Here is a 25,738-nt window from a genome sequence, read left to right as displayed (position 1 = left end):
GATTTTAGCGTGCAGCATTGTTTTATAAAATTGCTTGAAGGAAGATGAGTTGAATGATAAAATGGTCGGGATGATTAAATGATTTAAAAACTTTATCTATAAAAATACGACACATGAAAAAAATTATACTTCGATTTATCCTGGTTTTGTTAGGTATATTTATCATTATTCAATTTATTCGCCCGGCTAAAAACCAGTCAGTTGAGACATTGCCTGCTGATATTAAATTGCATTATCCAGTTTCACAAAATGTAGAAGCAATTCTTTCAAAGGCTTGTTATGATTGTCATTCCAATAATACCCGTTACCCTTGGTATAACAATATTCAACCGGTAGCCTGGTTTTTAGATGACCATGTAAAATCCGGAAAACGGCATTTAAATTTCAGTGATTTTACTTCAATGCGAGTGGCTAAACAATATAAACGATTGGAAGATTGTAAGGAACAAATTAAAGAAGGAGAAATGCCCTTAGAATCATATACGCTCATTCATCGCGATGCAATTTTAACGGATGCTGAAAAAGGAACCCTGTATAATTGGTTTGATGCGGTTCGCGATTCTATTAAAGCACACTACCCTGCAGATAGTTTGGTAATGCCCAAACGTAAAAAATAGTACAACCATTTCATATCTTCATAAATTGGACTTACAGTTTTATAACTGTTGGCCTTTTTTTATTGTATTTTGCAGCATGATTATTCATACAGCAAAATATCTTATTTCTTCTCCTTCATTCGATAAGTGTCCACCGGCCGATAAACCGGAATATGCATTTATTGGCCGAAGTAATGTAGGTAAATCTTCCCTAATCAATATGCTTACCGGGCAAAAAAGCCTAGCCAAAACATCGGCAACACCCGGCAAAACACAACTGATTAACCATTTTTTAGTGGAAAGCAGTACCAGGCAAAAGCAAAAGCAGCAATGGTATGTGGTTGATTTGCCGGGGTATGGTTATGCAAAACGCTCACAAACCGATAGAAGGCGATGGGAGCAGATGATTGAAAATTATTTGCGAAAACGGCCTAATTTATTGCAGGTAATGGTGTTGATAGATAGCAGGCATGCACCACAAAAAAATGATCTTGAATTTGTGAATCAGTTAGACAAATGGGAAGTGCCTTTTAGCCTTATTTTTACAAAGGCCGATAAAGAAAAACCGGGTGTAGTTTCCAGAAACGTGCAATTGTTTATAGATACTTTAAAGTCAACCTGGCAATTTTTGCCACAGGTTTTTATAACCAGTGCCGAGAAGAAAACCGGCAGAGAAGAAGTACTACTTTTTATTGAACAAAATAATTTAAGAGCTGCAGAGAATGAGATGATTAGATAGAATAGGTAATTTTTGTAAAGTAAAGCGGTGCATTTGCCACAACAACTTTTATAGTTGCTGAAAACAAATTTGTAGTAAAGGATGAATATTAATTCACCACTTTGTCGGCACAACAACTACTGGCAAAGGCTTCGGGTTTGGCTTTAAATGCAAAGCCCATTCCGAGAATGTAACCCATTGCTTCTTTTAAAGCATCATTACTTTTAAAACCGGGATTGGTATTAATGTCTGCATGTACTTCCATTTCAACATCCCAGGCAATAAACAAATCGCAAAGCTCATAAGCCACTTCAATACTTTTGGCTACTTCCTGTAACATGCGCTCTTTGATGTGAAATTTCTGCTTGGTTTTTTCATTGTGGATGTACATAAAACCACCGTTGTGTTCCCTTAAAAAAACAATTACAGTTGCAAATTCGGTATCTTCTCCTTTTACCTGGCTGTCGGTACCAATGCATACTTTTAACCGCGTGCCGTTTGCTCTTTCTTTTTTAATGGCTTCTTCCACCGCTTTTTTGATGGGAAGATGGATGTTTTCTCCATTGAATTTTCTCCAATGCATAAAAATTAAGTTTTTTGAAATTACGGTTTTTTATATTCCAAAACCATTAATTTATTATTAACTGCACATTTTATGCATTGGGTGTCAGGAAAAAAGAGCAATTAAGAGGCCGAAATTTTATTTTTTTTCCTGTTTCATAAAAAGCTTCTCTTTCATTCTGGCATCATGGCCATAAATATCTTTTCTAAAGTTTAATTGCCCATCGGCATCTACCCAGGCAGTAAAATAAACAATATAAACAGGTATCGGTTGGGGTAAGCTTACCCATTTTTCCTTGCTTAAATGCATCAGGCTGTCAATTACTTTATTCGTATAAACACTCGCCGTATCTGCACTTAATAAATATTGTGCAAATTTTTTAGGATTACTGATGCGGATACAACCATGACTAAATGTGCGTGTTGTGGCATCAAATAATTCATGGTTGGGGGTATCGTGTAAGTAAATATCGAAATTGTTGGGAAATAAAAACTTCACCAAACCCAATGAGTTTCCGGGTCCTGGTTTTTGCCGAACAATGGGTAATCCATTGCTGGTACCGGTTATTTCCATATTGTTTTTTGCCAGATAGTTGGGATCTTTTTTCATACCCGGCAAAATTTCTTTTTGTACAATACTGGGTGGTACATTCCAATAAGGGCTAAAAACAATATATTTCAATTTTCCATTAAAAATAACGGTATTGTTGGTGGTTTTTCCTACAATAACATTCATGTTAAACAATGTTTTCCCATCATGATAAACATGCAATTTGTATTCGGGAATGTTTACAATAATGTAATCACTGTCACTATCTGCTGGCATCCATCTGATGCGTTCTAAGTTTACCAAAATTTGCCTGATGCGTTCGGCAATGGGCACATTTAATTGTTCTATCATGTTCTTCCCAATTACGCCATCTTCTAACAATCCCATTCTTTTTTGAAAATGTTTTACGGCTATCAGTAGGCTGCTGTCAAACAAATTGGTAGAATCGTTATGAGATAAATCGCCGAGTAAAAACAAGCGGTACTTAATTGTTGGTATAATTTCATTTGCCTGGTAAAGTTTCAATAATTTAGAAGGGCAGGGAATGCTATCTGTAGGATAGTTTTTTTGTAAGCTGATATATTTTTCCAAAAATGATTCTAATTGGTTGTATTGATTGTTCAGCGGAATATAAGGTGCTGCATTTTTATATTTAATGGTGGAATCTAACAAAGCAGTTAAGTCAACTTTTTTTCTCGGTATAAACCATCCAAGTGTGGTTGCATCAATATCGCTGCCTTTGTACGTTTGTGCAGCATAAGCAAAAAACTGTCCGGTTAACAGTAATTCTGTATTCAAAATATTTTGTCTGGAAACCTTGTTTTTGTGTTGTAATATTTCATTATAACTGGTTACAAGTTTTTTATTGTACAGACTACTGTCTTGTAAATGGGTAATACTGTTATTTAGCAGGTTCATAAAATTAGCAGCCTGCTCTGCCACGCTGGTACTGTCGAACCAGGCATATTCAAAATTTCTTTGTTTATAAAAATCGTTGTATTGGGTTGTAAATTTTTGTAAGTCAGGATTCGTATCTAAAAAAGCCTGCAGGTGCATGCTGTCGAAAAACAAATTGTTGTACGAAGTATGGTAGGTAATTGAAGTATCGCGTAATACTTCTTTTGTTTTGCCTGAATGGCAGGAGGTGTTGAAGCAACAAATGCTGAATAGCATTGCAATAGCGCTTAACCGGCAGATTAATTTTGTATTTGAAATTTGTTGAGGTTTTTTTATGATGAACAAGCGGTAGGGTTTCAATAGTTTGAGAAAGTTCTGTTTGTTCAATAAAAATAAGGAGTAGATTTTATGCATAATTTCAATTAGTTCAAAATAGATAATGTTGCGGCCACTATTCCTGCGGTTTCGGTTCTTAGCCGGGTGGTACCTAAAGTAATGGGTATAAATTGCTGTTGTATGGCTTGTGCTACTTCTTCTTCAGTAAAATCGCCTTCGGGGCCAATTAAAATACATATTTCTTTTTCCGAATGAAATTTTTGGATGGTTTGTTTATGCCCTTCGTGGCAATGCGCAATTAGTTTGCAACTATTTTTTTGTTGTGATAAAACGCTGTAAACGGTAGTGGGTTGCTGTAAAACCGGCAGCCGAGTTTGTTTACTTTGCAACATAGCCGCAATGGTAATTTGTTGCATTCTTTCGTATCTAAAATGTTGTTTTTCGGTTCGTTTGCAGAGCAGGGGAATAATTTCATAAACACCCAGTTCAGTTGCTTTTTCTAAAAACCATTCAAATCGTCCTGCATTTTTTAATAAGGAAAGGCCAATTGAAATTTTTCTTTCAGGTTGGGGGTGTTGTACCTGCTCAGTAATGGTAACCAGTGTTTGTTTTTTATCGGTTTCTGATATAGTGGCTTTACAAAGTAAGCCATTGCCATTGGTAAGTAATAAGCCATCACCTGGTTTCATGCGAAGTACCTGTGCACTGTGTTTATGTGTTTCTGCACTTAAGCGGATAGTTTGATGCTTATTTGGAAGCACCTGCTCAAAGAAATAAGGCAAATCCATGCTATATAGGTTGAAGAAAAAATTAAATTTTGATAAAAATAGATGTTATTTACGATGCAGGCAATACCATTTATCAATGATTTTTTGGTATGAAATAAGGCGCCGGCACTTATGGTTACGCAATTTTGCGAATCAAATTTCTTTAAAAAAGTTGTACTTCTTGCTTTTAATATTTGAAAATATGGGCAACTGTTAACATTTTTTTACGCATAACTTCGCAGCCTTTGATGTTCTTTTGCACTCTATTAATAAATAAAAATTTATGAGGAAATTCTTTTTAATTATCTTTTGCCTATGTACAACCGCATCATTTGCCCAATTAAAATTAGGGGTAGAAGTTGGGTATAATACCAGTGGATTCATTGATCAAGGAAGTGATATTCAGTATTTTAATCTTTCCCGAATCCCTACATTTCAGGCTGGTATTGTTGCTGAACAAACATTGAATAAACATTTCTCTGCCAGCTCGGGTTTAATCTTCTTCCAAAAAGGTGGCAGGAAAGACAAAACTGTTTTTGCTACTACGGGTGCCAGTACTACCTCTAAGTTTAATTATATACAAATTCCCTTGAATTTACAATATAGTATTCCACTCAACAAAACACTGAAGGCTCTGGTTGGTGCCGGTTTTTATGGTGCAGTAGGCATTTCAGGTACAGAAAAAGGTACAGATGAAGAGATTTCAGGTAATACTACTGTTGTAAATAATAAAGTAAAATTCTCTAATAATCCTTATTATACATCGGGCACAACTTATGTAAAGCCGCTTGATTTTGGGTATGATGTGTTGGTTGGTTTGGCATACCATCAATTTGAGTTCAAAGCCACCTTAACCAATGGGTTTGGCAATATATACCCAACAGGAAGCACCCGCTTTGCCAATAGTGTAATTGGTTTTACTGTGGCTTATCTGGTACCTTGGAAATAAAGGACAAATTTTTGGGTTGAGTCAATACAAAAAAGGCGCTTCAAATGGGGTGCCTCTTTTTTTATGTCAACAATTTTAGCTGTGTGATTAGAAAGGTGGTTCTTCAAAACCTTCGTCAAAATCGCCCCCGTTCATTTTACTACCTTTTTGAATATATAATTTACCGCCATCATTACCACTACCGGGTGGAGGAACAGCACCGGGTTTTAATTGTTTCCAGTTACCACCTTGAAAGCCAGACTCATCCACTTCTTCAAATTTTTGAATTTCCAACAGGGCTTTTAATTTAATGGTTTCTAATGAACCATTTCTATGTTTGGCAATTCTGATATGCGTTTCACCTTTTGTGCTTTCGCCCATTTCGTTTGCGCCAATTTCATAATATTCGGGCCTGTAAATAAACATTACCATATCTGCATCTTGCTCAATGGCACCCGATTCTCTCAAATCGCTTAGCTGTGGCATTTTGCTTTCTTTTCTGGTTTCTACGGCACGGCTTAACTGTGAAAGGGCAATAATGGGAATGCCCAGCTCTTTGGCCAATGCTTTTAAGTTGCGTGAAATGGTGCTGATTTCCTGTTCGCGGTTCCCATTTCTATCGCCAGTACCGCTCATTAACTGCAGGTAGTCAATAATAATTAAACCTACATTGTGTTTGTTCACTAATCGTCTTGCTTTGGCTCTAAATTCAAAAATATTGAGTGCTGCCGTATCATCTATAAACAATGGTGCTTTCTCTAATCGTTTAATACCTTTGGTATGCAATTGCTGGTATTCGTAGTCTTCTAATTTACCTCTGGAAATTTTTTCAATTGGTATTTCACTTTCAGCACTTAAAATACGTTGTACCAATTGTGAAGCACTCATCTCAAGGCTAAAGAAACCAACCCCAACCGGTTTAATGGGGTTTAAAGCGGCATTACGGGCAAGGTTTAATGCAAATGCTGTTTTACCTACAGATGGTCTGGCTGCCAGAATAATTAAATCGGTTGATTGCCAACCGTAGGTAATGCGATCCAATGAGTTAAAGCCGCTGGGTACGCCGGAAATATCTTCTTTTCTGGTTCTTAACTCATCAATTCTGTTAATGGTTTTGGCTAATACATTACCAATATCTTCAAAATTCTTTTTGAGGTAATTATTGGTGATGTTAAACATTTTGGTTTCACTATCATCCAGCAAATCAAATACATCAGTGCTGTCTTCATAAGCATCACCAATAATTTCGCCACTGATTCTAATTAATTCGCGTTGAATAAATTTTTGCAAAATAATACGGGCATGGGCGTCAATATGGGCTGTACTAACTACTGCATTGGTTAATTTAGTAATGAAATAAGGGCCTCCAACTATTTCTAATTGTTCTTTCCTTTTCAATTCTTCCACCACCGTTAAAATATCGATGGGCACACCACGCTGCTGCATATCTTGCATGGCAGTAAAAATGATTTGATGTGCTTCTACATAAAAACATTCGGGTTTAAGATTGGTATCTATTAAACTGTCGAAAGCACTTTTTTCCAGCATAATGGCACCCAACACTGCTTCTTCTAATTCTCTGGCCTGTGGGGGTATTTTGCCAAATACCATGGTGCTTAAATCGGCAGTGGTTTTTCTTCTTTTTTTATCTCTGTTAATGTTAGAAATCTCCATAATAATGGGCCATTTGAAATTGTAAAACAGTTTGTTTTCCGCCTGCTTGAAACAGGATAGCTATGTTAAGAAATTGTTACCTGGGCAAGTAGGGTTGCGAATATAATGGTTGAAAATCGTTCCCGCCCTATTTTCAGACTTTAATTTTTATCCTTTTTCGTCCACTTTTCATTCACAGTATAATTGTGCTTATACACACAAATTTCGGGGTTATTCCACAGTTTTTTGTAGTATGTGCACAAAAAACAATTTTTCCGTACGGGAAATGAACATGGCTTGTGTATAAAGAAAAACAGCCGAAAAATTGGTGTATTGCTACTTATTTTGTAATTGCCAAAAACATAGTAGTGCTACAAAAATATCTGTGTAAGCAGGGTAACATTTGTCTTTGTTAAATGTAAGTCAGCTTTTGTAAAAAAAATTAATAGCTGCAAAATGCTGAACCTAATTACCGAGAATTCTGAAACCGGTTTTAAAAGTTTAAGTTGCCGGCTGCAACAAGTATATTTGCGCTTATTACACAGCAAATTAATTTAAGGATATATGACGATTAGTTATAACTGGTTGAGTAAGTATTTACCTAAAACAATTGAACCGGAAAAACTTTCTGCAATATTAACTTCTATAGGGCTTGAAGTAGAAAAATTTTCAAAATTTGAAACAGTACCAGGCGGATTGCAGGGCATTATTACAGGGGAGGTACTAACCTGCGAGCAGCATCCCAATGCCGATAAATTAAAATTAACTACCGTAAATATTGGTGCCGGGCATCCTTTACAAATTGTTTGTGGTGCACAAAATGTAGCAGCCGGGCAAAAAGTAGTGATAGCTCCTGTAGGTACTACCATCTATCCTGTAAATGCCACCCCGATAACCATGAAAGTAGCTAAAATTCGTGGTGTTGAAAGCCAGGGTATGATTTGTGCCGAAGATGAAATTGGTATAGGTACCAGCCACGCAGGTATTATTGTATTGCCACATGATGCCGTTCCAGGTGCACCGGTTGCTGATTTTTTTCAGCCTTATAGTGATATTGTTTTTGAAATTGGACTAACCCCCAACCGCATGGATGCCATGAGCCATTTGGGTGTTGCAAAAGATGTATGTGCGTATTTAAGTCACCATCAAAAAAAAGAAGTAAAAGTTAAACTACCATTCAATAATTCGTTTAAGCCGGATGAAAAATCATTACCCATTGCTGTAACCATTGAAAATGAATCAGCATGTCCACGCTATAGTGGTGTTACCATCAGCGGTGTTAAAGTTGGCCCATCGCCCCAGTGGTTAAAAGACAGCTTACAGTCAATTGGCATCCGTTCTATTAATAATGTGGTAGATATTACCAATTTTATATTACACGAAACCGGACAACCATTACATGCATTTGATGTAAAGGCCATTCAGGGTAAAGCCATTATTGTAAAAACCTTACCAGAGAATACCGCTTTTATTACGTTGGATGGAAAGGAGAGGAAATTGCATGCATCTGATTTAATGATTTGCAATGGAGCCGGTGAACCCATGTGCATAGCCGGTGTATTTGGCGGTGCCGCCAGTGGTGTTTCGGAAACAACTACTAATATTTTTATAGAGAGTGCCTGCTTTAATGCCACATACATCCGTAAAACATCACTCACTCATCAGTTACGCACTGATGCAGCCATCCGCTTTGAAAAAGGAATTGATATATCCAATACTGTTCAGGTGTTAAAAAGAGCTGCTTTGTTAATAAAAGAAATAGCCGGAGGCAGCATCAGTTCTGATATTGTAGATGTATATCCGCAACCCGCAGTAAAAAAGGAAATTGCCATTAAATACCATTATTTAAAAAAGTTAAGTGGTAAAAATTATCATCCAGATACCGTTAAAAGAATATTAACAGCACTTGGTTTTGAAGTGTTAAAAGAGGGGATTGATGAACTATGGATATCCGTTCCATTTAATAAGCCAGATATTAGCCTGCCGGCTGATATAGTAGAAGAAGTGTTGCGAATTGATGGGTTGGATAATATAGATATTCCCACTTCCATCACCATTTCGCCGTCTATTGAAACTTTGGGTTTAAAAGAACAGCTTCGCGAAAAAATTGCTCACTATTTGGCCGGGCTGGGATACCATGAAATTGTTACCAATTCTATTACCAATAGCCGCTACTTTACCGTTGAAGTATTACAGCATACCGTGCAAATGATGAATAACCTGAGTGCCGAATTAGATGTAATGCGCCCTGGCATGTTAGAAACCGGCCTGGAAATTATATCCTATAACATCAACAGAAAAAGCAACCGGCTTCGTTTATTTGAGTTTGGTAAAATCTATGCTACAGAAGGAGTGGGGAAATACGTGGAAACAGAACATCTGTCATTATACTTAACCGGAAAATTATTAGAGGATAACTGGAAACTGCAAACCAAACCTGCCGATTTTTTTGAAGCTAAGGGCATTGCACGGGCTATTATGCAATGGTGCGGCATTGCAGAGGTACAGTGGAAAGCAACAGAGGGTACCCATGCCAAATTGAAAATTTGCGTTGGTAAAAAACAAATTGGGATTGTTGAAATGGTGCCGCCTTCATTCACCGAACGATTTGATATAAAACAAACCGTACTTTTTATTGATATAGATTTTGGCGCATTACTGGCATTAAAGAAAAATGCGGCTATTATTTATAAAGAAGTACCAAAATTCCCTGCCGTACAACGCGATTTGGCTATGATTGTTCCTGTTAATACCACCTATCAATTATTGGAAAGCATTGTAAATAAAATGAAGTTGCTCCGTTTGCAGCAAATGAATTTATTTGATGTGTTTGAAAATGAAAAATTGGGAAAAGATAAAAAATCAATGGCTATTAATTTTACTTTTTTAGATGAAGAAAAAACATTGACCGATAAAGAGATTGACAGTATGATGCAGTCTTTGATGCAGGCATTTGAAACAGAGGCCAATGCTATTATCAGAAAATAAACACCAGTATGCAGGAGTTAAGCCAACAAATAAGCCGGATACAGCAAAAAATGCAGGATTTGTGGCTGTATGCACAAAAGTTAGCCAAAGAAAACCAGCAATTAAAACAGGAATTGCACGAAGCCAATACAGCTAAAATGGAATTAACACAAAAAATTGAACAGTTAGAACAGTCAAAAGCTGCATTGCAAATAGGAGTAGATACCTGGAATGATGCAGATAAAAAAGAATTAGCCACCAAAGTAAACAGCTATCTCAAAGAAATTGAGCATTGGCTGGCTGTATTAAAATCTGCCTGAAATGGAGCAACTCATTACCGTAAATATTATTATTGCTGATAGGAATTACCGAATCAAAATTCATCCCGATGATGAAGCAGTGCTGCGTAAGACCGTAAAAATTATTAATGAAAAAATAAAAGAATATAAACAGGCTTTTGCAGGGAAAGATATGCAGGATTATGTAGCTATGGTTTTACTGTGGCTGGCAACCGAACAAACCCAAATGCCCCTGCCCATCATGGCCGAAGAACAAACCATTATGGAATCATTACAGCAATTAGAAGCCATGATTGACGGGTATTTAAACCAAAGCGCTCATGAACCTATAAAATCATTCATAAAGAAGTGATTATAGGTTCGCCATCACTCACTTAATTTATTTATCTTCGCAAATTAACTTCACTAAAATTATCCATTTGATAGTTAGAGGAAGCAAAATGACAGCGTTTAATTTAAAAAATATCAAACAAAATGGACCAAACAGTTATATACATTATAATTGGTTTACTTGCTTTAATTGCAGGTGTACTTGCGGGTAAGTTATTATTCTCGAAAAATACCAAAAGCAAATTAGAAGAAGCCAATTTTCAGGCACAATCTATTTTGAAAGAAGCCGAGCTGAAAGCCGAAAATATTAAAAAAGAAAAATTATTAGAGGTCAAAGAAAAATTTGTTCAGCTAAAATCAGAATACGATAAAGACGTGCTGGAGCGTAACCGAAAATTAGGCGAAGCTGAAGCACGTATCAAACAAAAAGAAATTGCCATCAATCAAAAAGAACAGGCTTTAGATAAGCAATTGAAAGAAAATGAAGTGATTAAAGCCAATTTAAACAGGCAGATTGAGGTGGTAAATCAAAAACGTACCGAACTGGAAAAACACCAGGAGGAACACATCCGCCGTTTAGAAAAAATTGCTGCCTTATCGGCTGAAGAGGCAAAGGCACAATTAATTGAAAGCCTGAAATCAGAAGCCCAAACACAGGCATTGGGTTTGCAGCAGGAAATTATTGAAGAAGCTCGCTTAAAAGCCAATAAAGAAGCTCGCAAAATTGTTATTCAATCCATACAACGCACTGCTGCCGAGCAAACCATTGAAAATACAGTTTCTGTATTTAATTTGGAATCAGACGAAATTAAAGGACAGATTATTGGTCGCGAAGGCAGAAATATCCGGGCTATTGAGGCTGCAACTGGGGTTGATTTAATTGTTGATGATACGCCGGAAGCAATTGTATTATCATCTTACGATCCGTTAAGAAGAGAAATTGCCCGCTTAAGTTTACAACGCCTAATTGCCGACGGCCGTATTCACCCCGCACGTATTGAAGAAGTGGTTGAAAAAACCCGTCGTCAGTTAGAAGAGCAAATTATTGAAATTGGTGAAAGGACAGTCATTGAATTAGGCATTCATGGGTTGCATAAAGAATTAGTTCGGATAGTGGGGAAAATGCGTTTTCGCTCATCCTATGGCCAAAACCTGCTGATGCATAGCAGGGAAACAGCCAATTTATGTGCCATTATGGCCAGCGAATTAGGGCTGAACCCCAAATTGGCAAAACGGGCAGGGTTGTTACACGATATTGGTAAAGTGCCCGACGAAGAAACCGAACTAAGCCACGCATTACTGGGTGCCAAATTAGCCGAGAAATATGGCGAAAACCCTGCAGTAGTGAATGCCATTGGTGCCCACCACGATGAAATGGAAATGTTGTATGTTATTTCTCCTATTGTACAGGCTTGTGATGCTATTAGTGGCGCACGCCCGGGCGCACGCCGCGAAATGATGCAGCAATACATTCAGCGGATTAAAGACCTTGAAAATCTGGCTCAGGCATATCCCGGTGTGGAAAAGGCTTATGCCATACAAGCCGGAAGAGAGTTACGGGTAATTGTAGAGGCCGATAAAGTGTCTGATGGTGATAGTGATAAATTAAGCTTTGAAATAGCCCAAAAAATACAAACCGAAATGACGTATCCCGGGCAAATAAAAGTAACCGTTATCCGCGAAAAAAGGGCCATTAATGTAGCCAGATAAATTATTTATAAATTCTGGTTTGAAATTTAAAATTTTCTGTTACCTTTGCCGTCCGCAAAAATTAAAGTTATGAGCGAAGCAGTTCAATTCGTACACGAGCAGTTAATTGCCAAAAAAGAATATCCCAAATTTAAAAGTGGTGATAATATTACCGTTAACTATAAAATTGTAGAAGGTGGTAAAGAGCGTATTCAGAGTTTTCGTGGTGATGTGTTAAAAATGCAGGGCACAGGTGCTACTGCAACTTTTACCGTACGCAAAATTTCTGATGGGGTAGGTGTGGAAAGATTGTTCCCTTTCTTCTCTCCCAATATCGATTCCATTGTTTTAAACAAAAAAGGAAAAGTACGCAGAGCTAAATTGTTCTATTTAAGAGAACGTAGCGGTAAAAGTGCCCGTATTAAAGAAAAACGTTTCTAGTCAAATTATTCAAATATTTAAGCGGGAGTTGTTAAACTTCCGCTTTTTTATGCAGTCTTAATCCCTCTATTTGATAACTTAATGTTTGGTACAATAATTTGTACTAACTTTACCTTCTTAAATCAATTTTTTATGGCTAATTTAGGAATGCCCGAACTGATTATTATTTTAATTGCAATCCTGGTATTATTCGGTGGAAAAAAAATACCGGAATTTATGCGTGGTTTGGGAAAAGGTATTCGTGAGTTTAATGATGCAAAAGACAATGTAAAAAGAGAACTTCAGGAAGGAATGAAAGAAAAAGACTCTGAAACTGCTGCAAAGTAATTATTAACCACCAATATCTGTAACGGGTTTTGTTTACATTTACCACTATTGCTCAATACCACAATGATTTATTGAATGGCACTACTACTTGTGTGGAGGCTGTTCAACATTATTTGGACAATATTGGCAAAAAATCTTCCCTTAACGCATTTATAGAAGTTTATGAAAAAGAAGCGCTTGACCGCGCTTCCTTTTTAGATTCTGAACGAATGGCAGGCAAAACAATGAGTCATTTACATGGGGTAGTGGTTGCATTGAAAGATGTAATTTGTTACTGCAATCATACTGTTACTGCAGGCTCACTCATTCTAAATAATTTCTCCTCACTATATTCCGCTACTGCAGTTGAACGATTAATTGAAGCAGGTGCCATTATTATAGGTCGCAATAATTGCGATGAATTTGCCATGGGCAGTACCAATGAAAATTCAGCTTATGGCCCTGTTCAAAATGCTGCAGATATTACCAAAGTACCCGGTGGTTCTTCCGGTGGTTCTGCTGTAGCCGTTCAGGCAGATATGTGTATGGTAAGTCTGGGAAGTGATACCGGAGGCTCTGTACGCCAGCCGGCCGATTGGTGTGGGATTGTTGGGTTTAAACCTACCTACGGCCGAATTTCAAGGCATGGGTTAATTGCTTATGCTTCATCCTTTGATCAGATTGGTATTTTTTCCAAACATTTGCAAGATACTGCAAGGGTGCTTGAAGTAATTGCAGGAGAAGATGCCTACGATAGTACTGTTTCTGCAGAACCTGTTCCGGCCTACAGCGATCTGTTGCAAAAAAGCAGTATAAGCAGTCTACAGGAACCTTTTAAAATTGCCTATTTTAAAGAAGCGCTGGAACATCCGGGTTTAGATCCTGAAATAGCAAAGGCGTTCCACCAGTGTGTTGAGAAGCTACGTTTACAGGGTCACATTATAGAGCCGGTTGATTTCCCTTTACTAAAATATGTGGTACCTACTTACTATGTTTTAACTACTGCAGAAGCTTCCAGTAACTTATCACGTTACGATGGGGTAAAATATGGCTATCGGGCAGATTTGGCAGCACAGGATGACCTGACTGCATTATATAAAAAATCACGCAGCCAGGGTTTCGGAAAAGAAGTGCAACGTCGTATTCTATTGGGTACTTTTGTATTAAGTGCCGGTTATTATGATGCCTATTTTAGTAAAGCACAGCAACTCAGACGTTTATTAGTTGAACAAAATGACCATATTTTTGAGCATTATCAGGCTATCATTTCACCCACCGTACCGGGTACAGCCTTCAAGATAGGTGAAAAAAGAAACAATCCTGTAGAAATGTATTTGGCTGATATATACACTGTATATGCCAATTTAGTGGGTATTCCCGGCGTATCTTTGCCTTTGTTTCAACACAGCAATGGTTTGCCCTTTGGTATGCAGGTAATGATGCCCCAATTTAAAGAAACCGAACTTATGGTATTGGGTAATTACCTTTCGCATTTGAATTAATTGTTGCTATAAATTTTATCACCAACATTGGTTTAAGTATCCTGCAATATGAATCAGTGTATCCGGAAAATAAAGCAACATTATTGTTACCCGTTGCTACTGTTTTGTATATTGTGTAATCCGGTAAATACACTTGCAGCAAATCCTTCTCATTTGTTCGATACTGTTGTAACACCGGTGGATACTTTTCAAACCCTGTTGCAAATACCTTCTGGTCATGCTTTTGTGAATATTCCACTTCCTCACCAAATGGTTTCATTTTACAGTGAGTACTGTGAAAAGCAAAGCAAAGAACTACTGCTGATGAAGTTTTGGGCTAAGCCCTATTTTGATTTGTATGACCATATTTTGAGTGCTAACGGAGTACCAGTTACGTTGAAATACCTGAGTGTAATTGAGAGTCATTTACAACCCAATCTTGTATCATGGGCCGGAGCAGTAGGACCCTGGCAGTTAATGCCCTATGAAGCACAACGGTTTGGCTTGAAAAATAATAAATATGTAGATGAACGAACTGATTTTATTAAAAGTACTGAAGTTGCTGCCAAATTATTAAAAGAGTTGTATGCCGAATTTGGAGATTGGCTTCTGGTAGTTGCTGCCTATAATGGTGGGGTAGGAAGAGTAAAGCAGGCTATTGAAAAAGCAAAAAGCAAAAGCTTTTGGGATATACAATATTTTTTGCCTGAAGAAACCCGTAATCACGTAAAAAAATATATTGCTACCCATTATATATTTGAAAATAACGGAGGAGTAACTACCTTAACTGCCCAAGAGGTGCAGCAATATTTTAATGTACCTGCTGAACAGCGAACTGCAATCACCAGTGCCGATAGTACCCTTTGTTCTGTAGAAATAAGTGGGCGGTACAATGCTGCATTAATTTGTAAACAGCTTCAAATATTACCTGCTTATTTTAACCAGCTGAATCCGGGATTTGCAGCGCAACTGGCATCCGGAAAAAAATATATTATGTATTTGCCTAAAGAGAAAAAAAATTTGTTTGAAGCAACGAAACAACAAATTCTGGAACAATCTATTCAGCAGTTGTTACTGGGTAGCCCGGTCGCGTATTAAACAACGCAGCCATAGCAGATGCTTTTAATAAACATTCTTCATATTCCTGTTCGGGTACACTACCCGCAGTAATACCACTGCCTACGGCATAACTGAGTAGTTGCTGTTGTGTATCGTATTGCAAACTTCTTATTACCACATTAAAATCAAAATCTTTTTCAGGAGTAAAATAGCCCACACTGCCGGCATATAAACCTCTATTAAAACATTCATATTGTTCAGTTAACTGCATCACCCTTTCTTTAGGTGCACCTGTCATGGAACCCATTGGGAAAGTAGCCTTTAAAATTTCGGTGAATGTAAGGTTGTTTTTTAATTGTCCGGTAATGGTACTAATCATTTGATGTACTTGGGGATAGGTATAAATGCCAAATAATTCCGTAACACTAACTGTACCGGCTTTGCATATACGGCTGAAATCGTTTCTTACCAAATCAACAATCATCACATTCTCGCTTCGTTCTTTGGCTGATTGAAGCAGGTTTTGTTTTAAGGCCTCATCTATTGCAGGAATATTGGTATTTCTGGCAATAGTGCCTTTAATGGGTGATGAAAATAACCGGTTTCCTTTTTTTAACAAATATCGTTCGGGGCTGGAGCAAAGCAGGTATAAATGTTGTAGCTTATAAAATGCGCCAAAAGGTGCAGGCGATACCTTGCTTAATACACGATATGCTGCAAATGGGTCTATTTGTGCATTGGGAGCTATCCATTCCTGGCAATAATTAATTTCATAACAATCGCCACGGTGTATGTGCTGTAATAACTGTTCAATAATGTTGCAATAGGTTTCTTTTGAAATACCCGGGATGAAGTGTGCAGTTTGTTGAACCGGTATTGTGTAAGATGCCGGCATGGATTGTATCTGATTAAAAATATCATCCGGATTTGAGGTGGCAGAATGGATACTTAGTGTGGCATTCTGTATGGTACAAACCACTTCAGGTTGAAAAAAATAAAATTCAGGAAAAGGTATAGTGGCTTTTTGGTCTGAATTAAAACCTTTAAAAAGTTGGTTCTTTAAATTGTAATTCAAATGTCCAAATATCCAGTCGTTACGTTCTGCTAACCAGTAATCTATGTCAGCAATGACACTATTTTTACCGGTTTCTGAAACAATTCCGGCTGCAGCCAGCATTTCAAAATTATGTTGGGCGTGCTGGTATTGGTGATTATCAAAAAAACAACAAACAGCATACTGATTGAGCCAGTGTATTATTTGTTGTTTTATGAGTTTCGGATCATTAATCCGATAGTATTTTGTAATTCTGTTCACAGCATCTTTTTAGGAATAGACGCCTTAAAAATCGTCATCTTCCTCAAAGTCATCCTTATCATCAAATAAGTCAAATTCTTTAAAATCTTCATCAATTTTAAAGTCATCTTCATCTGTATTACCCTTTTTTTTGCCGCCTGCTACTTTTTTGCCGGCAGATTTGGGAATGTCAAATTCATCGAAGTCGGGATCCCAATCATCTTCTTCTTCGGGTTTATCCCAATCATCTTCTACATCATCTTCTAAATCGTCATCATCCTCATCAATGTTTTTTTTCTTTGATGTGGAGGCTGCTGATTTTTTAGGTTTAATGATATCTTCATCATCTTCTAAATCATCATCCTCTTCTTCAAATTTCTTTTTAGAAGAAGTTTTCTTGCTCCCTGTATCTGGTAATTTTTTACTGGGTTCGGATTTTTTATCCTTATCAGATCTTGCTGCCATATTCTAATAAGATTAATTGCTGTAAAATTTCAAATCAATTTTATACCAACCAAATTTTTTTTTTACAGAGTTATAATTTGTTCACGTTCAGGGCCATTTGAAACAAATTTAACCGGTGCCCCAATATACTGATTGATAAACGCAATGTAGGTAGACATATTTTCTGGTAAAGCTGCTGCATCCTTCATTTTTGTAATATCGGTGTTCCAACCTTTAAAATGGCGATACAGCGGGGTAATTTGTTCCTGCATCATTTGAAAAGGTACTTCATCTGTTTGTTTGCCATTTATTTCATAAGCAGTACAGGCTTGTAAATCAGTAAAACTATCCAGTACATCTGATTTGGTCATTACCACTTTTGTAACACCATTAATCATGCATGCATAGCGCAGGGCAACCAGATCAATCCAGCCGCAGCGGCGTGGCCTGCCGGTAGTAGCGCCAAATTCGTTGCCTATTTTTCTTAACAGTTCACCATTTTCATCTTGTAATTCAGTGGGGAAAGGCCCACTGCCCACCCTTGTGCAATAGGCTTTGGTAACGCCATACACTTCATTAATTTGGCGGGGTGCTACACCCAATCCGGTACAAACTCCGGCAGAAATGGTGCTGGAAGAGGTAACAAATGGGAAAGTGCCAAAATCAATATCCAGCATACTGCCTTGGGCACCTTCGGCCAGTACTTTTTTACCTTGTGCAATCTGATGATTAATAAAATATTCACCATTTACAATATTCAGGGTTTTCAAAAATTCAAGGGCTTCAAAAAATTCTTCTTCCCAGGATGAGATGTCTTCATTAAAATTAAAATTATCTAAAAGTTTTTGATGTTTCAGGCGCAGTTTAATGTATTGGCTGGTAAAATTTTTGTGAAATAAATCGCCCACTCTTATGGCATTTCTTCCTGTTTTATCCATATATGCAGGGCCAATGCCTTTTAAGGTAGAACCAATTTTGCTATCGCCTTTTTGCATTTCACTGGCTTTGTCTAAGGCACGATGTGTAGGAAGGATTAAGTTGGTGCGTTGCGATATAAATAAATTTTTTCTGTAATCAATTCCAAACGAGGCCACTATATCACATTCTTTTTTAAGTATAACGGGGTCTAAAACCACACCATTGCCAATGATGTTCACTGCATTTTGATGAAAAATACCCGATGGAATTTGGTGTAGAACTACTTTTTTGCCATTTACATACAAAGTGTGGCCGGCATTTGGGCCGCCCTGAAAACGGGCTACCACATCGTAATGTGGCGCAAAATAATCTACAATTTTTCCTTTGCCTTCATCACCCCATTGTAAACCTAAAATTACGTCAACCATATTTTACTGATTTATGATGCCGCAAATGTAAGTGATGGATGCTATGAATAGGAAAAAGAAGTTGATTAAATATTTTTTGGGAAATACTCCTGATGGAAGGCTTTCTTTCAAATTTCCTAAAAGGGTTAATTAGTCTTACTGCTTTTTACGTGCAATTTCTCTATCAGTTTGTTTTCAGATTTCATTTTGTAAAAATATTAAAAACATATAGCATCCATTTAAATACAATTAATTCAAGTATTATCTATTTGCAAATTTTTAATTTTTTTAGCTGATTATTATTGTTTAAGGTTTTATATGTAAATCTCCTATTGTTTTTATATATTGTATTATAAATTAATTTATATATGTAAAAACAATAAAATTTAAATCAATGTTCATTCATACAATTCCTAAATTGCTATGATAAATAATGCAGAAAATAAGATTGCATTTGAGTTGTAAAAAATATACAAACAATTTGTATTTTAAAAGACTTGCCTCAAAAATATGTGGTACTGAAGTTAAATAAAAGAGAAATTAATTTGAGTAATAATATTGAGCACGGTAGCAGCCATCTTGCCGTATATGTTATTGTATTGTATTTTATTTAAATATATTTGTATATCAGTAAAGAAAATTATTACATTTAATCCTGAATAATTCAGCAAGAAATGAAACCATTTTTTACAACATGAGTAGCTAAGCTATTTGGCATCTTCTGTATCAAACCGGTCAATACTTTGAATACCCTGCAATTGTTTTAAGCGTTTCACTAATTCTTCCAATTCTTCTTTATCGTGCACAAACACTTTTACTGTTCCCTGAAATAAACCTTCGGCCGATTCAATGGTGAGTGCTGCAATATTAATCCTTAAATCGCCGCTAATAATATTGGTTATTTTATTGATTACACCCACATCGTCTAACCCCACAATTTTTAAACCGGTAAGGAATGATATTTCTTTGTTTTTTGCCCATTTGGTTTTTACTACGCGGTGCCCATAGTTGGCCAACAATTGCGCAGCATTGGGGCAATTGGTGCGGTGTATAATTAAGCCTTTGCCGGTGCTCACAAATCCAAATACATCATCGCCCGGAATGGGGTTGCAGCATTTGGCTAAGGAGTACATAATTTTATCACTGCTTTCGCCAAAAATAATCAGCTCACTGTCTTTTTTACTATAGGTTTTTTGAGGGGGTATTTCATGTGGTGTTTCGGCAGGTAAAATAATTTTGGGCTTGGGAGCTTCTAATTTATCTCCCAGTACATGAAATTCTTTTAACTCTCTTAAATCAATTTGTTTTACGGCAATTTTATATAAAAGATCTAATGATGAGGGTAGTTTATAAAAATGAACCAACTCATCAATATTGACACTATTATAGGCTGCACCCAGATTTTCTAATTTGCGTTGCAGGGTATATTTTCCTTCATCTGCAATTTTTCTTTTTTCTTCCCTCAGGGCATCTTTAATTTTTGCTTTTGCCTTAGCAGTTACCACCATGTTCAGCCAGTCTTCAGAAGGTTTTTGTTTATTGCTGGTAATTATTTCTACCTGATCGCCGCTGTGCAGTTTATGGCTAATCGGTACCAATTTGTGGTTCACTTTGGCACCAATACATTTTGAGCCAACTGCAGAGTGTATGGCAAATGCAAAATCGAGCGCCGTGCTGTCGGTGGGCATCATTTTTACATCGCCTTTAGGTGTGTATACATAAATTTCTTCAGCTAAGAAAGATGTTTTGAAATCCTGTAAAAAATCAACACCATCGGTATCTTCCTGCGACAGCACTTCTCTGATTTGTCCGAACCATTTATCAAAACGGTCTTCGTCGGTTTTTTCTTCTTTGTATTTGTAGTGTGCCGCCAATCCTTTCTCGGCAATTTCGTTCATACGTTTGGTGCGTATTTGCACTTCTACCCATTTGCCATGCGGTCCCATTACGGTAGTATGCAGTGCCTCATATCCATTGCTTTTTGGGTTACTAAGCCAGTCTCTTAATCGTTCGGGCGATGGGGTATATGCATCGGTAATAATGGAATATACTTTCCAGCAATCTTCTTTTTCTCTATCGGCGGGCGAATTTAAAATTACACGAATGGCGAATAAATCATACACCTCTTCAAAGTTTACGCCTTTTTTCTTTATTTTATTCCAGATAGAATGAATGCTTTTTGGGCGACCCTGTATTTCAAAATCGAAACCTAATTTTTGCAGTTTTTCTTTAATAGGTTTAATAAATTCATTGATGTACCGGGTGCGTTCGCGTTTGGTTTCAGATAATTTTCTGGCAATTTCTTTATAGGCTTCCGGTTCCATGTATTTCATGGCCAGATCTTCCATTTCTGTTTTAATATTGTAAAGGCCCATTCTGTGGGCTAATGGGGCATAAACCCAAATGGTTTCAGATGAGATTTTTAACTGCTTATCCCGCTTCATGCTATCTAATGTGCGCATGTTGTGCAGGCGATCGGCCAGTTTAATTAAAATAACCCTCGGGTCATCGGTAAGGGTTAATAAAATCTTTTTAAAATTTTCGGCTTGTTGCGATGTGTTGGCATCCATTACCGTGGCTATTTTGGTAAGCCCGTCTACTATTCTGGCAATTTCACTTCCAAATTCCCTTTCAATATCATCTAAGGTAATGTCGGTATCTTCCACCGTATCGTGTAACAATGAGCAAATGGTACTTCTTACCCCCAGGCCAATTTCTTCCACACAAATCATTGCTACAGCAATGGGGTGTAAAATATAAGGTTCTCCGCTTTTGCGGCGCATAGTTTTATGTGCTTCGGCTGCCATCTCAAAAGCATGCCTTACTAATTCTTTATCGCCTCTTTTTAATTTTGGGCGTAGGCTTTTGAGCAATGCCCTGTAACGGTGCAAAATTTCTTTCTTTTCCTGCTCTTCGGTTAAAGTGTAGGCCGGCAATTGATTTTCTGTTATTGATGTTTCTATAACTTGCTCATTCTCCATAACCATACAAAATTAAAGATATTCTACTGCTGATGGGTTGCTTGTGTGGCAGTTTTAGCAACCGGCAGCGTTAATTTTTGCCATAATTCGGCTTACCAGAGCGAATATTGTTATTTTTGCCCGCAACATGGCATCTGATTCTAAAAAAAGTTTTATTAATTTTTCGCTGCTTCAAAGGGTTTTGCATTTTGTAAAGCCTTACCGTTCTGTGTTTTATGGCAGTATTGTTTTAGCCATTGTAATGGCATTTTTTGCGCCGGTAAGGCCCTATTTAATTCAGTTAACGGTGGATGAAGTAACCGGGAAACATCCCCCGATTCCGAAATGGGTGCATCTGTTTACTGAAAATACGGCCTTGCAAACCGTTACAGCGTTTATTATTGCCATTACTATTTTTCAACTTGTTTTTTTAATGATTGAAACCCTGGTTCGGTTTACGTTTACTTTTTTAACAGCCTGGTTAGGCCAGCACGTGGTAAAAGATTTAAGAGTAACGGTATACAATAAAATATTGCACCTCAATCTTTCACAGTTCGATAAAACACCCATTGGTACCTTAACTACCCGCACTATTAACGATATTGAAAGTATTAATGATATTTTTAGCGATGGCTTAATTCCAATTGTAGCCGATTTGTTGACCATTATTATTACCCTGGCCACTATGTTTTGGATTGACTGGCGCCTTACCCTGATTGCCTTAATTCCATTTCCGGTGTTAATTATTGCCACTTATTATTTTAAAGAGGCAGTTAACAAAAGTTTTATCAGGGTCAGAAATGCGGTGGCAGCACTAAATGCATTTGTACAGGAGCATATTACGGGTATGCAGGTGGTGCAGGCTTTTGCAGTGGAAGATAAAGAGTTTGAAAAATTTCAGAATATCAATCGAGAACACCGAAATGCCAATATTAAAGCCATTTTTGCTTATAGTGTATTTTTCCCAATTGTAGAAATTGTACTGGCATTAAGTACAGCACTGATTATTTGGTGGGTTGCCAATCAGGCTATTTTACTGGGCGGTGGTGCTCCCATTAATTTTTCAGGAAAAATTGTGGCCTTTATTCTGTTTATGAACCAGATTTTCAGACCACTCCGTGTAATTGCAGATAAATTTAATGTATTGCAAATGGGCATGGTGGCTGCCGAACGGGTGTTTAAAGTACTGGATAATCCCGATGTTACCAATAATGCCGGTCAGTTTGCACCTGATGCCATTAAAGGTAAAATTGCATTTAACCATGTTTGGTTCGCTTATGTGGAAGACCAATATGTTTTAAAAGATATCAATTTTTCAATTAATGCAGGCGAAACTGTGGCTATTGTTGGCCATACAGGTAGTGGTAAAACTTCTATTGCCAGCCTCATGAACCGGCTGTACCATATTCAAAAAGGAACTATTTTAATTGATGATGTAAAAATTGAAGACTATACCACCGATGCTTTACGCAAACATATTGGAGTGGTATTGCAGGATGTGTTTTTGTTTTCCGGGTCCATTATTGATAATATTACCCTTCGAAATCCGGAAATAACAAAAGAACAGGTCATTGCTGCAGCAAAAATGATGGATGTGCACGACTTTATTTTGCGGTTACCCGGTGGTTATGATTTTGATGTCCGGGAAAGGGGCAATACCCTTAGCCTGGGTCAACGGCAAATTTTCTCCTTTATCCGGGCATTATTGTACAATCCGGCTATTTTAATTTTAGATGAAGCCACTTCTTCTATAGACAGTGAGAGTGAGCAACTCATTCAAAAAGCCATTGACACCTTAATTTCAGGCAGAACTTCCATTATAATAGCCCACCGCCTGTCTACCATCCGTAAGGCACATAAAATTATTGTATTAGACAAAGGGGTGATTAAAGAAATGGGCACCCATCAGGAATTATTGGCCAACGGAGGTTTTTATGCACGTTTATATGAAATGCAATTTGAAAAACATGCCCATGCCCATCATTCCATTTCAGCCGGTTCTTTGTAACTTTTTTTTAATCAAAAATTCAGGTTCAATCTTTTTTTAGAGTCATCCCCCTATCTTTGCCGCAAATTTGAACAAATTTATGGCCCTGAAATACCTGAAATCTTTGCTGGTTGCGGCTTTTAGCCTGTTTTTTTGTGCAATCTCCATCATAAGCAAGGCACAGGTGACTGAAAATATTGTAGCAGATACTGTGCATGAAAAAAGTGGCGAAGGCTTTAATCCGGGTGAGATAATTATGGAGCATATTATGGACAATCATGATTTCCATTTTGCTGAATGGAATGGGCATCCCATCGCTTTACCATTACCAGTTATTGTGTATTCTCCACAAAGAGGATTGTCTGTTTTCATGTCATCTAAATTTGAACATGGGCATGCCATTTATAAAGGTTACAAATTAGAAGAAGGAAACATTGTTGCAGTAAATGAATCCGGGGAACCCGATGCTTCTGTAAAAGTGTATGATTTATCTCTTACCAGAAATGTAGTGCAAATGTTGTTGGGCTTGCTGGTATTGGTGATTGTGCTGATTAATGTTGCCAAAAAATATACCAAAGAAGGTGCTTCCAAAGCACCATCAGGTTTCCAAAATGCCATAGAGCCGGTCATTACTTTTATTCGAGATGAAGTGGGTAAAAGCTATTTGGGCAGTAAGTACGAAAAATACATGCCATTGCTGTTAACCATTTTCTTCTTCATTTTAATATCTACTTTATTTGGGTTAATACCAGGTTCGGCTAACGTAACAGGAAATATTGCATTTACATTTACGTTGGGCATTATCAGTTTTGTAGTAATATTATTTAGTGCTAATAAACACTACTGGGCACATATCTTTAATCCGCCGGGAGTGCCTGTTTTTGTAAAATTTATTTTAATTCCGGTTGAAATTTTAAGTGTATTTACCAAGCCGTTTGCATTAATTGTGCGTTTATTTGCCAATATGGTAGCCGGGCACATGATTATTACCTGCTTAATTTTAATGATTTTTATTTTCTCGAAACTAAGTATTGGTGCCGGTTTAGGATTTGCACCTGTTTCACTGGCATTTACCATTTTCATTTATTTTATTGAAATATTAGTTGCATTCATTCAGGCATTTATCTTTACCAACCTTACCGCAGTATTTATTGGTCAGGCTATTGAAGATACACACAGCCATCATGATGATGCAGTAATGATATAAATTTTTTTTAATCACAAAAACCAACACAATATGTCTTTAATGAGTGTTTTGTTAGATGGTAGCATTTCCAACATGGGTGCTGCAATTGGTGCAGGTTTAGCTGCAATTGGTGCAGGTATTGGTATTGGCCAGATTGGTAAAGGCGCAGTAGAAAGTATTGCCCGCCAGCCTGAAGCAGCAAATGAAATTCGTGCAAACATGATTTTAACCGCTGCCTTTGTAGAGGGCGTGGCTCTGTTTGCCGTAATTGCAGCCGTATTGGCCATCTTCATCAAGTAATTGTTCTTGTAAAAGAAACATTATCTCAACTGCATTCAAAGCAAAGGGCTGCGAATGCAGTTGATTTTAAAACAGTATACAGATGGTTATTGCTTTCTGAAAAATAAAAATTTTTGTTATAAAATAAAAATTGAATATATGCAATTGTTAACACCCGCTTTAGGTTTAATATTCTGGACATTTATTGCCTTTATTGTTGTTTTAATTGTGCTGCGTAAATATGCCTGGAAGCCCATTCTTTCTACATTGAAAGAAAGAGAAACCGGTATTGCCGATGCTATTGCTTCTGCAGAAAAAATAAAAGCGGAAATGACTGCGTTAAAAAATGAGAATGAAGCATTAATGGCAAAAGCAAGAGAAGAGCGTGCAGTGATTTTAAAAGAAGCCAAAGAACAATCAGATAAAATGATTGCCGAAGCCAAAGAGAAAGCCAAACAGGAATATGAACGCATTGTTGCCGATGCACAAACGGCTATTTTGCAACAAAAGAATGCTGCTTTAACTGATGTAAAAAATCAGGTGGGCGCTTTGGTAATTGAAGTAAGTGAAAAAATATTACACAGAGAACTCAGTAGTAAAGCAGAACAGGAAAAATATATTCAAACATTGGTGAATGCTGTTCCATTAAATTAATTCTATTTCAACGTAATTATAATTATCGATA

Annotated in this window: 23 protein-coding genes; 15 read left to right on the top strand and 8 right to left on the bottom strand. The window is 37.1% G+C overall.

The features are described 5' to 3' along the window. Positions 1-113 precede the first annotated feature (113 nt). A complete protein-coding gene (locus EO766_RS06210) occupies positions 114-617 on the top strand; it encodes a heme-binding domain-containing protein (protein WP_218330557.1) in 504 nt (167 codons plus the stop codon). Between the two features lie 76 nt (positions 618-693). Continuing rightward, positions 694-1,335 carry a ribosome biogenesis GTP-binding protein YihA/YsxC gene (gene yihA / locus EO766_RS06205; protein ID WP_218330556.1) on the top strand — a complete coding sequence of 214 codons (642 nt, stop codon included), beginning with the start codon at positions 694-696 and terminating at the stop codon, positions 1,333-1,335. Positions 1,336-1,423: 88 nt separating this feature from the next. Here yihA and EO766_RS06200 read toward each other — a convergent pair whose 3' ends face one another. The 3 genes from EO766_RS06200 to EO766_RS06190 form a co-directional block, all read right to left on the bottom strand. Next, positions 1,424-1,897 carry a ribonuclease H-like YkuK family protein gene (locus EO766_RS06200; RefSeq protein ID WP_218330555.1) on the bottom strand — a complete coding sequence of 158 codons (474 nt, stop codon included), beginning with the start codon at positions 1,895-1,897 and terminating at the stop codon, positions 1,424-1,426. Positions 1,898-2,014: 117 nt separating this feature from the next. Continuing rightward, positions 2,015-3,736 (bottom strand): L,D-transpeptidase family protein, encoded by a 1,722-nt coding sequence (locus EO766_RS06195; RefSeq protein ID WP_218330554.1) that lies wholly within the window; start codon positions 3,734-3,736, stop codon positions 2,015-2,017. An 8-nt stretch (positions 3,737-3,744) separates the two neighbouring features. Beyond that, a complete protein-coding gene (locus tag EO766_RS06190) occupies positions 3,745-4,446 on the bottom strand; it encodes an RsmE family RNA methyltransferase (RefSeq protein ID WP_068247562.1) in 702 nt (233 codons plus the stop codon). Positions 4,447-4,708: 262 nt separating this feature from the next. Here EO766_RS06190 and EO766_RS06185 point away from each other — a divergent pair, with 262 nt between their 5' ends. Further along, positions 4,709-5,374, top strand: a complete 666-nt coding sequence (locus EO766_RS06185) for a porin family protein (RefSeq protein WP_074421325.1) — start codon at positions 4,709-4,711, stop codon at positions 5,372-5,374. A gap of 87 nt (positions 5,375-5,461) precedes the next feature. Here the strand turns inward: EO766_RS06185 and dnaB are convergent, their stop codons facing one another. Next, on the bottom strand, positions 5,462-7,027 hold the full coding sequence (dnaB, locus tag EO766_RS06180) for a replicative DNA helicase (protein WP_287100803.1): 1,566 nt from the start codon (positions 7,025-7,027) through the stop codon (positions 5,462-5,464). Between the two features lie 543 nt (positions 7,028-7,570). On the opposite strand from dnaB, the gene pheT reads away from it, so the two are divergent. From pheT to EO766_RS06140, 8 genes are all read left to right on the top strand, one after another. Continuing rightward, complete coding sequence (pheT, locus tag EO766_RS06175) at positions 7,571-9,994, top strand: phenylalanine--tRNA ligase subunit beta (protein WP_287100802.1); 2,424 nt, start codon at positions 7,571-7,573, stop codon at positions 9,992-9,994. An 8-nt stretch (positions 9,995-10,002) separates the two neighbouring features. Continuing rightward, positions 10,003-10,293, top strand: a complete 291-nt coding sequence (locus tag EO766_RS06170; protein ID WP_074420391.1) for a hypothetical protein — start codon at positions 10,003-10,005, stop codon at positions 10,291-10,293. Between the two features lies 1 nt (position 10,294). Next, entirely contained in the window at positions 10,295-10,624 is a 330-nt protein-coding gene (locus EO766_RS06165; RefSeq protein WP_074419569.1) for a cell division protein ZapA, read from the top strand. 122 nt (positions 10,625-10,746) lie between these two features. Beyond that, a complete protein-coding gene (rny, locus tag EO766_RS06160; protein ID WP_074419570.1) occupies positions 10,747-12,312 on the top strand; it encodes a ribonuclease Y in 1,566 nt (521 codons plus the stop codon). A gap of 69 nt (positions 12,313-12,381) precedes the next feature. Beyond that, complete coding sequence (rplS, locus tag EO766_RS06155) at positions 12,382-12,732, top strand: 50S ribosomal protein L19 (protein WP_068247541.1); 351 nt, start codon at positions 12,382-12,384, stop codon at positions 12,730-12,732. Positions 12,733-12,864: 132 nt separating this feature from the next. Further along, positions 12,865-13,059, top strand: coding sequence for a Sec-independent protein translocase subunit TatA/TatB (locus EO766_RS06150; RefSeq protein WP_068247538.1), 195 nt, complete (start codon positions 12,865-12,867; stop codon positions 13,057-13,059). Between the two features lie 29 nt (positions 13,060-13,088). Further along, a complete protein-coding gene (gatA, locus tag EO766_RS06145) occupies positions 13,089-14,540 on the top strand; it encodes an Asp-tRNA(Asn)/Glu-tRNA(Gln) amidotransferase subunit GatA (protein WP_074419571.1) in 1,452 nt (483 codons plus the stop codon). 48 nt (positions 14,541-14,588) lie between these two features. After that, entirely contained in the window at positions 14,589-15,617 is a 1,029-nt protein-coding gene (locus EO766_RS06140; protein WP_081298692.1) for a lytic transglycosylase domain-containing protein, read from the top strand. On the opposite strand, the gene EO766_RS06135 is transcribed toward EO766_RS06140, so the two are convergent. The 4 genes from EO766_RS06135 to EO766_RS06120 all read right to left on the bottom strand — a co-directional run bounded on the left by EO766_RS06135 (position 15,577) and on the right by EO766_RS06120 (position 21,622). Further along, positions 15,577-16,893 (bottom strand): anthranilate synthase component I family protein, encoded by a 1,317-nt coding sequence (locus EO766_RS06135; RefSeq protein ID WP_074419574.1) that lies wholly within the window; start codon positions 16,891-16,893, stop codon positions 15,577-15,579. The two genes, EO766_RS06140 and EO766_RS06135, sit on opposite strands and share 41 nt — an antisense overlap. A gap of 24 nt (positions 16,894-16,917) precedes the next feature. Continuing rightward, entirely contained in the window at positions 16,918-17,337 is a 420-nt protein-coding gene (locus EO766_RS06130) for a hypothetical protein (protein WP_074419575.1), read from the bottom strand. Positions 17,338-17,399: 62 nt separating this feature from the next. Continuing rightward, a complete protein-coding gene (locus EO766_RS06125) occupies positions 17,400-18,662 on the bottom strand; it encodes an adenylosuccinate synthase (protein ID WP_074420393.1) in 1,263 nt (420 codons plus the stop codon). Positions 18,663-19,348: 686 nt separating this feature from the next. Then, positions 19,349-21,622 carry a RelA/SpoT family protein gene (locus EO766_RS06120; protein ID WP_218330548.1) on the bottom strand — a complete coding sequence of 758 codons (2,274 nt, stop codon included), beginning with the start codon at positions 21,620-21,622 and terminating at the stop codon, positions 19,349-19,351. 127 nt (positions 21,623-21,749) lie between these two features. Between EO766_RS06120 and EO766_RS06115 the strand changes: the two genes are divergently transcribed. The 4 genes from EO766_RS06115 to atpF all read left to right on the top strand — a co-directional run bounded on the left by EO766_RS06115 (position 21,750) and on the right by atpF (position 25,707). After that, entirely contained in the window at positions 21,750-23,609 is a 1,860-nt protein-coding gene (locus EO766_RS06115; protein ID WP_074420561.1) for an ABC transporter ATP-binding protein, read from the top strand. 163 nt (positions 23,610-23,772) lie between these two features. Beyond that, positions 23,773-24,795, top strand: a complete 1,023-nt coding sequence (gene atpB, locus EO766_RS06110) for a F0F1 ATP synthase subunit A (RefSeq protein ID WP_287100801.1) — start codon at positions 23,773-23,775, stop codon at positions 24,793-24,795. Positions 24,796-24,825: 30 nt separating this feature from the next. Then, positions 24,826-25,074, top strand: coding sequence for an ATP synthase F0 subunit C (gene atpE, locus EO766_RS06105; protein ID WP_068247515.1), 249 nt, complete (start codon positions 24,826-24,828; stop codon positions 25,072-25,074). 138 nt (positions 25,075-25,212) lie between these two features. Beyond that, positions 25,213-25,707 (top strand): F0F1 ATP synthase subunit B, encoded by a 495-nt coding sequence (gene atpF / locus EO766_RS06100; RefSeq protein WP_074420368.1) that lies wholly within the window; start codon positions 25,213-25,215, stop codon positions 25,705-25,707. Positions 25,708-25,738: the final 31 nt, after the last annotated feature.

The organism is Hydrotalea sp. AMD (genome assembly GCF_004100315.1).
In the GTDB taxonomy this organism is placed as follows: Bacteria; Bacteroidota; Bacteroidia; order Chitinophagales; family Chitinophagaceae; genus Hydrotalea; species Hydrotalea flava.
This window is presented reverse-complemented; position numbering and strand designations above follow the sequence as displayed.

Bases quoted from the DNA above. Each gene is read 5' to 3' on its own strand.
- EO766_RS06210 (WP_218330557.1), top strand. From the start codon at position 114: ATGAAAAAAATTATACTTCGATTTATCCTGGTTTTGTTAGGTATATTT.
- yihA (WP_218330556.1), top strand. From the start codon at position 694: ATGATTATTCATACAGCAAAATATCTTATTTCTTCTCCTTCATTCGAT.
- EO766_RS06200 (WP_218330555.1), bottom strand. From the start codon at position 1,897: ATGCATTGGAGAAAATTCAATGGAGAAAACATCCATCTTCCCATCAAA.
- EO766_RS06195 (WP_218330554.1), bottom strand. From the start codon at position 3,736: ATGCATAAAATCTACTCCTTATTTTTATTGAACAAACAGAACTTTCTC.
- EO766_RS06190 (WP_068247562.1), bottom strand. From the start codon at position 4,446: ATGGATTTGCCTTATTTCTTTGAGCAGGTGCTTCCAAATAAGCATCAA.
- EO766_RS06185 (WP_074421325.1), top strand. From the start codon at position 4,709: ATGAGGAAATTCTTTTTAATTATCTTTTGCCTATGTACAACCGCATCA.
- dnaB (WP_287100803.1), bottom strand. From the start codon at position 7,027: ATGGAGATTTCTAACATTAACAGAGATAAAAAAAGAAGAAAAACCACT.
- pheT (WP_287100802.1), top strand. From the start codon at position 7,571: ATGACGATTAGTTATAACTGGTTGAGTAAGTATTTACCTAAAACAATT.
- EO766_RS06170 (WP_074420391.1), top strand. From the start codon at position 10,003: ATGCAGGAGTTAAGCCAACAAATAAGCCGGATACAGCAAAAAATGCAG.
- EO766_RS06165 (WP_074419569.1), top strand. From the start codon at position 10,295: ATGGAGCAACTCATTACCGTAAATATTATTATTGCTGATAGGAATTAC.
- rny (WP_074419570.1), top strand. From the start codon at position 10,747: ATGGACCAAACAGTTATATACATTATAATTGGTTTACTTGCTTTAATT.
- rplS (WP_068247541.1), top strand. From the start codon at position 12,382: ATGAGCGAAGCAGTTCAATTCGTACACGAGCAGTTAATTGCCAAAAAA.
- EO766_RS06150 (WP_068247538.1), top strand. From the start codon at position 12,865: ATGGCTAATTTAGGAATGCCCGAACTGATTATTATTTTAATTGCAATC.
- EO766_RS06140 (WP_081298692.1), top strand. From the start codon at position 14,589: ATGAATCAGTGTATCCGGAAAATAAAGCAACATTATTGTTACCCGTTG.
- EO766_RS06130 (WP_074419575.1), bottom strand. From the start codon at position 17,337: ATGGCAGCAAGATCTGATAAGGATAAAAAATCCGAACCCAGTAAAAAA.
- EO766_RS06125 (WP_074420393.1), bottom strand. From the start codon at position 18,662: ATGGTTGACGTAATTTTAGGTTTACAATGGGGTGATGAAGGCAAAGGA.
- EO766_RS06120 (WP_218330548.1), bottom strand. From the start codon at position 21,622: ATGGAGAATGAGCAAGTTATAGAAACATCAATAACAGAAAATCAATTG.
- EO766_RS06115 (WP_074420561.1), top strand. From the start codon at position 21,750: ATGGCATCTGATTCTAAAAAAAGTTTTATTAATTTTTCGCTGCTTCAA.
- atpE (WP_068247515.1), top strand. From the start codon at position 24,826: ATGTCTTTAATGAGTGTTTTGTTAGATGGTAGCATTTCCAACATGGGT.
- atpF (WP_074420368.1), top strand. From the start codon at position 25,213: ATGCAATTGTTAACACCCGCTTTAGGTTTAATATTCTGGACATTTATT.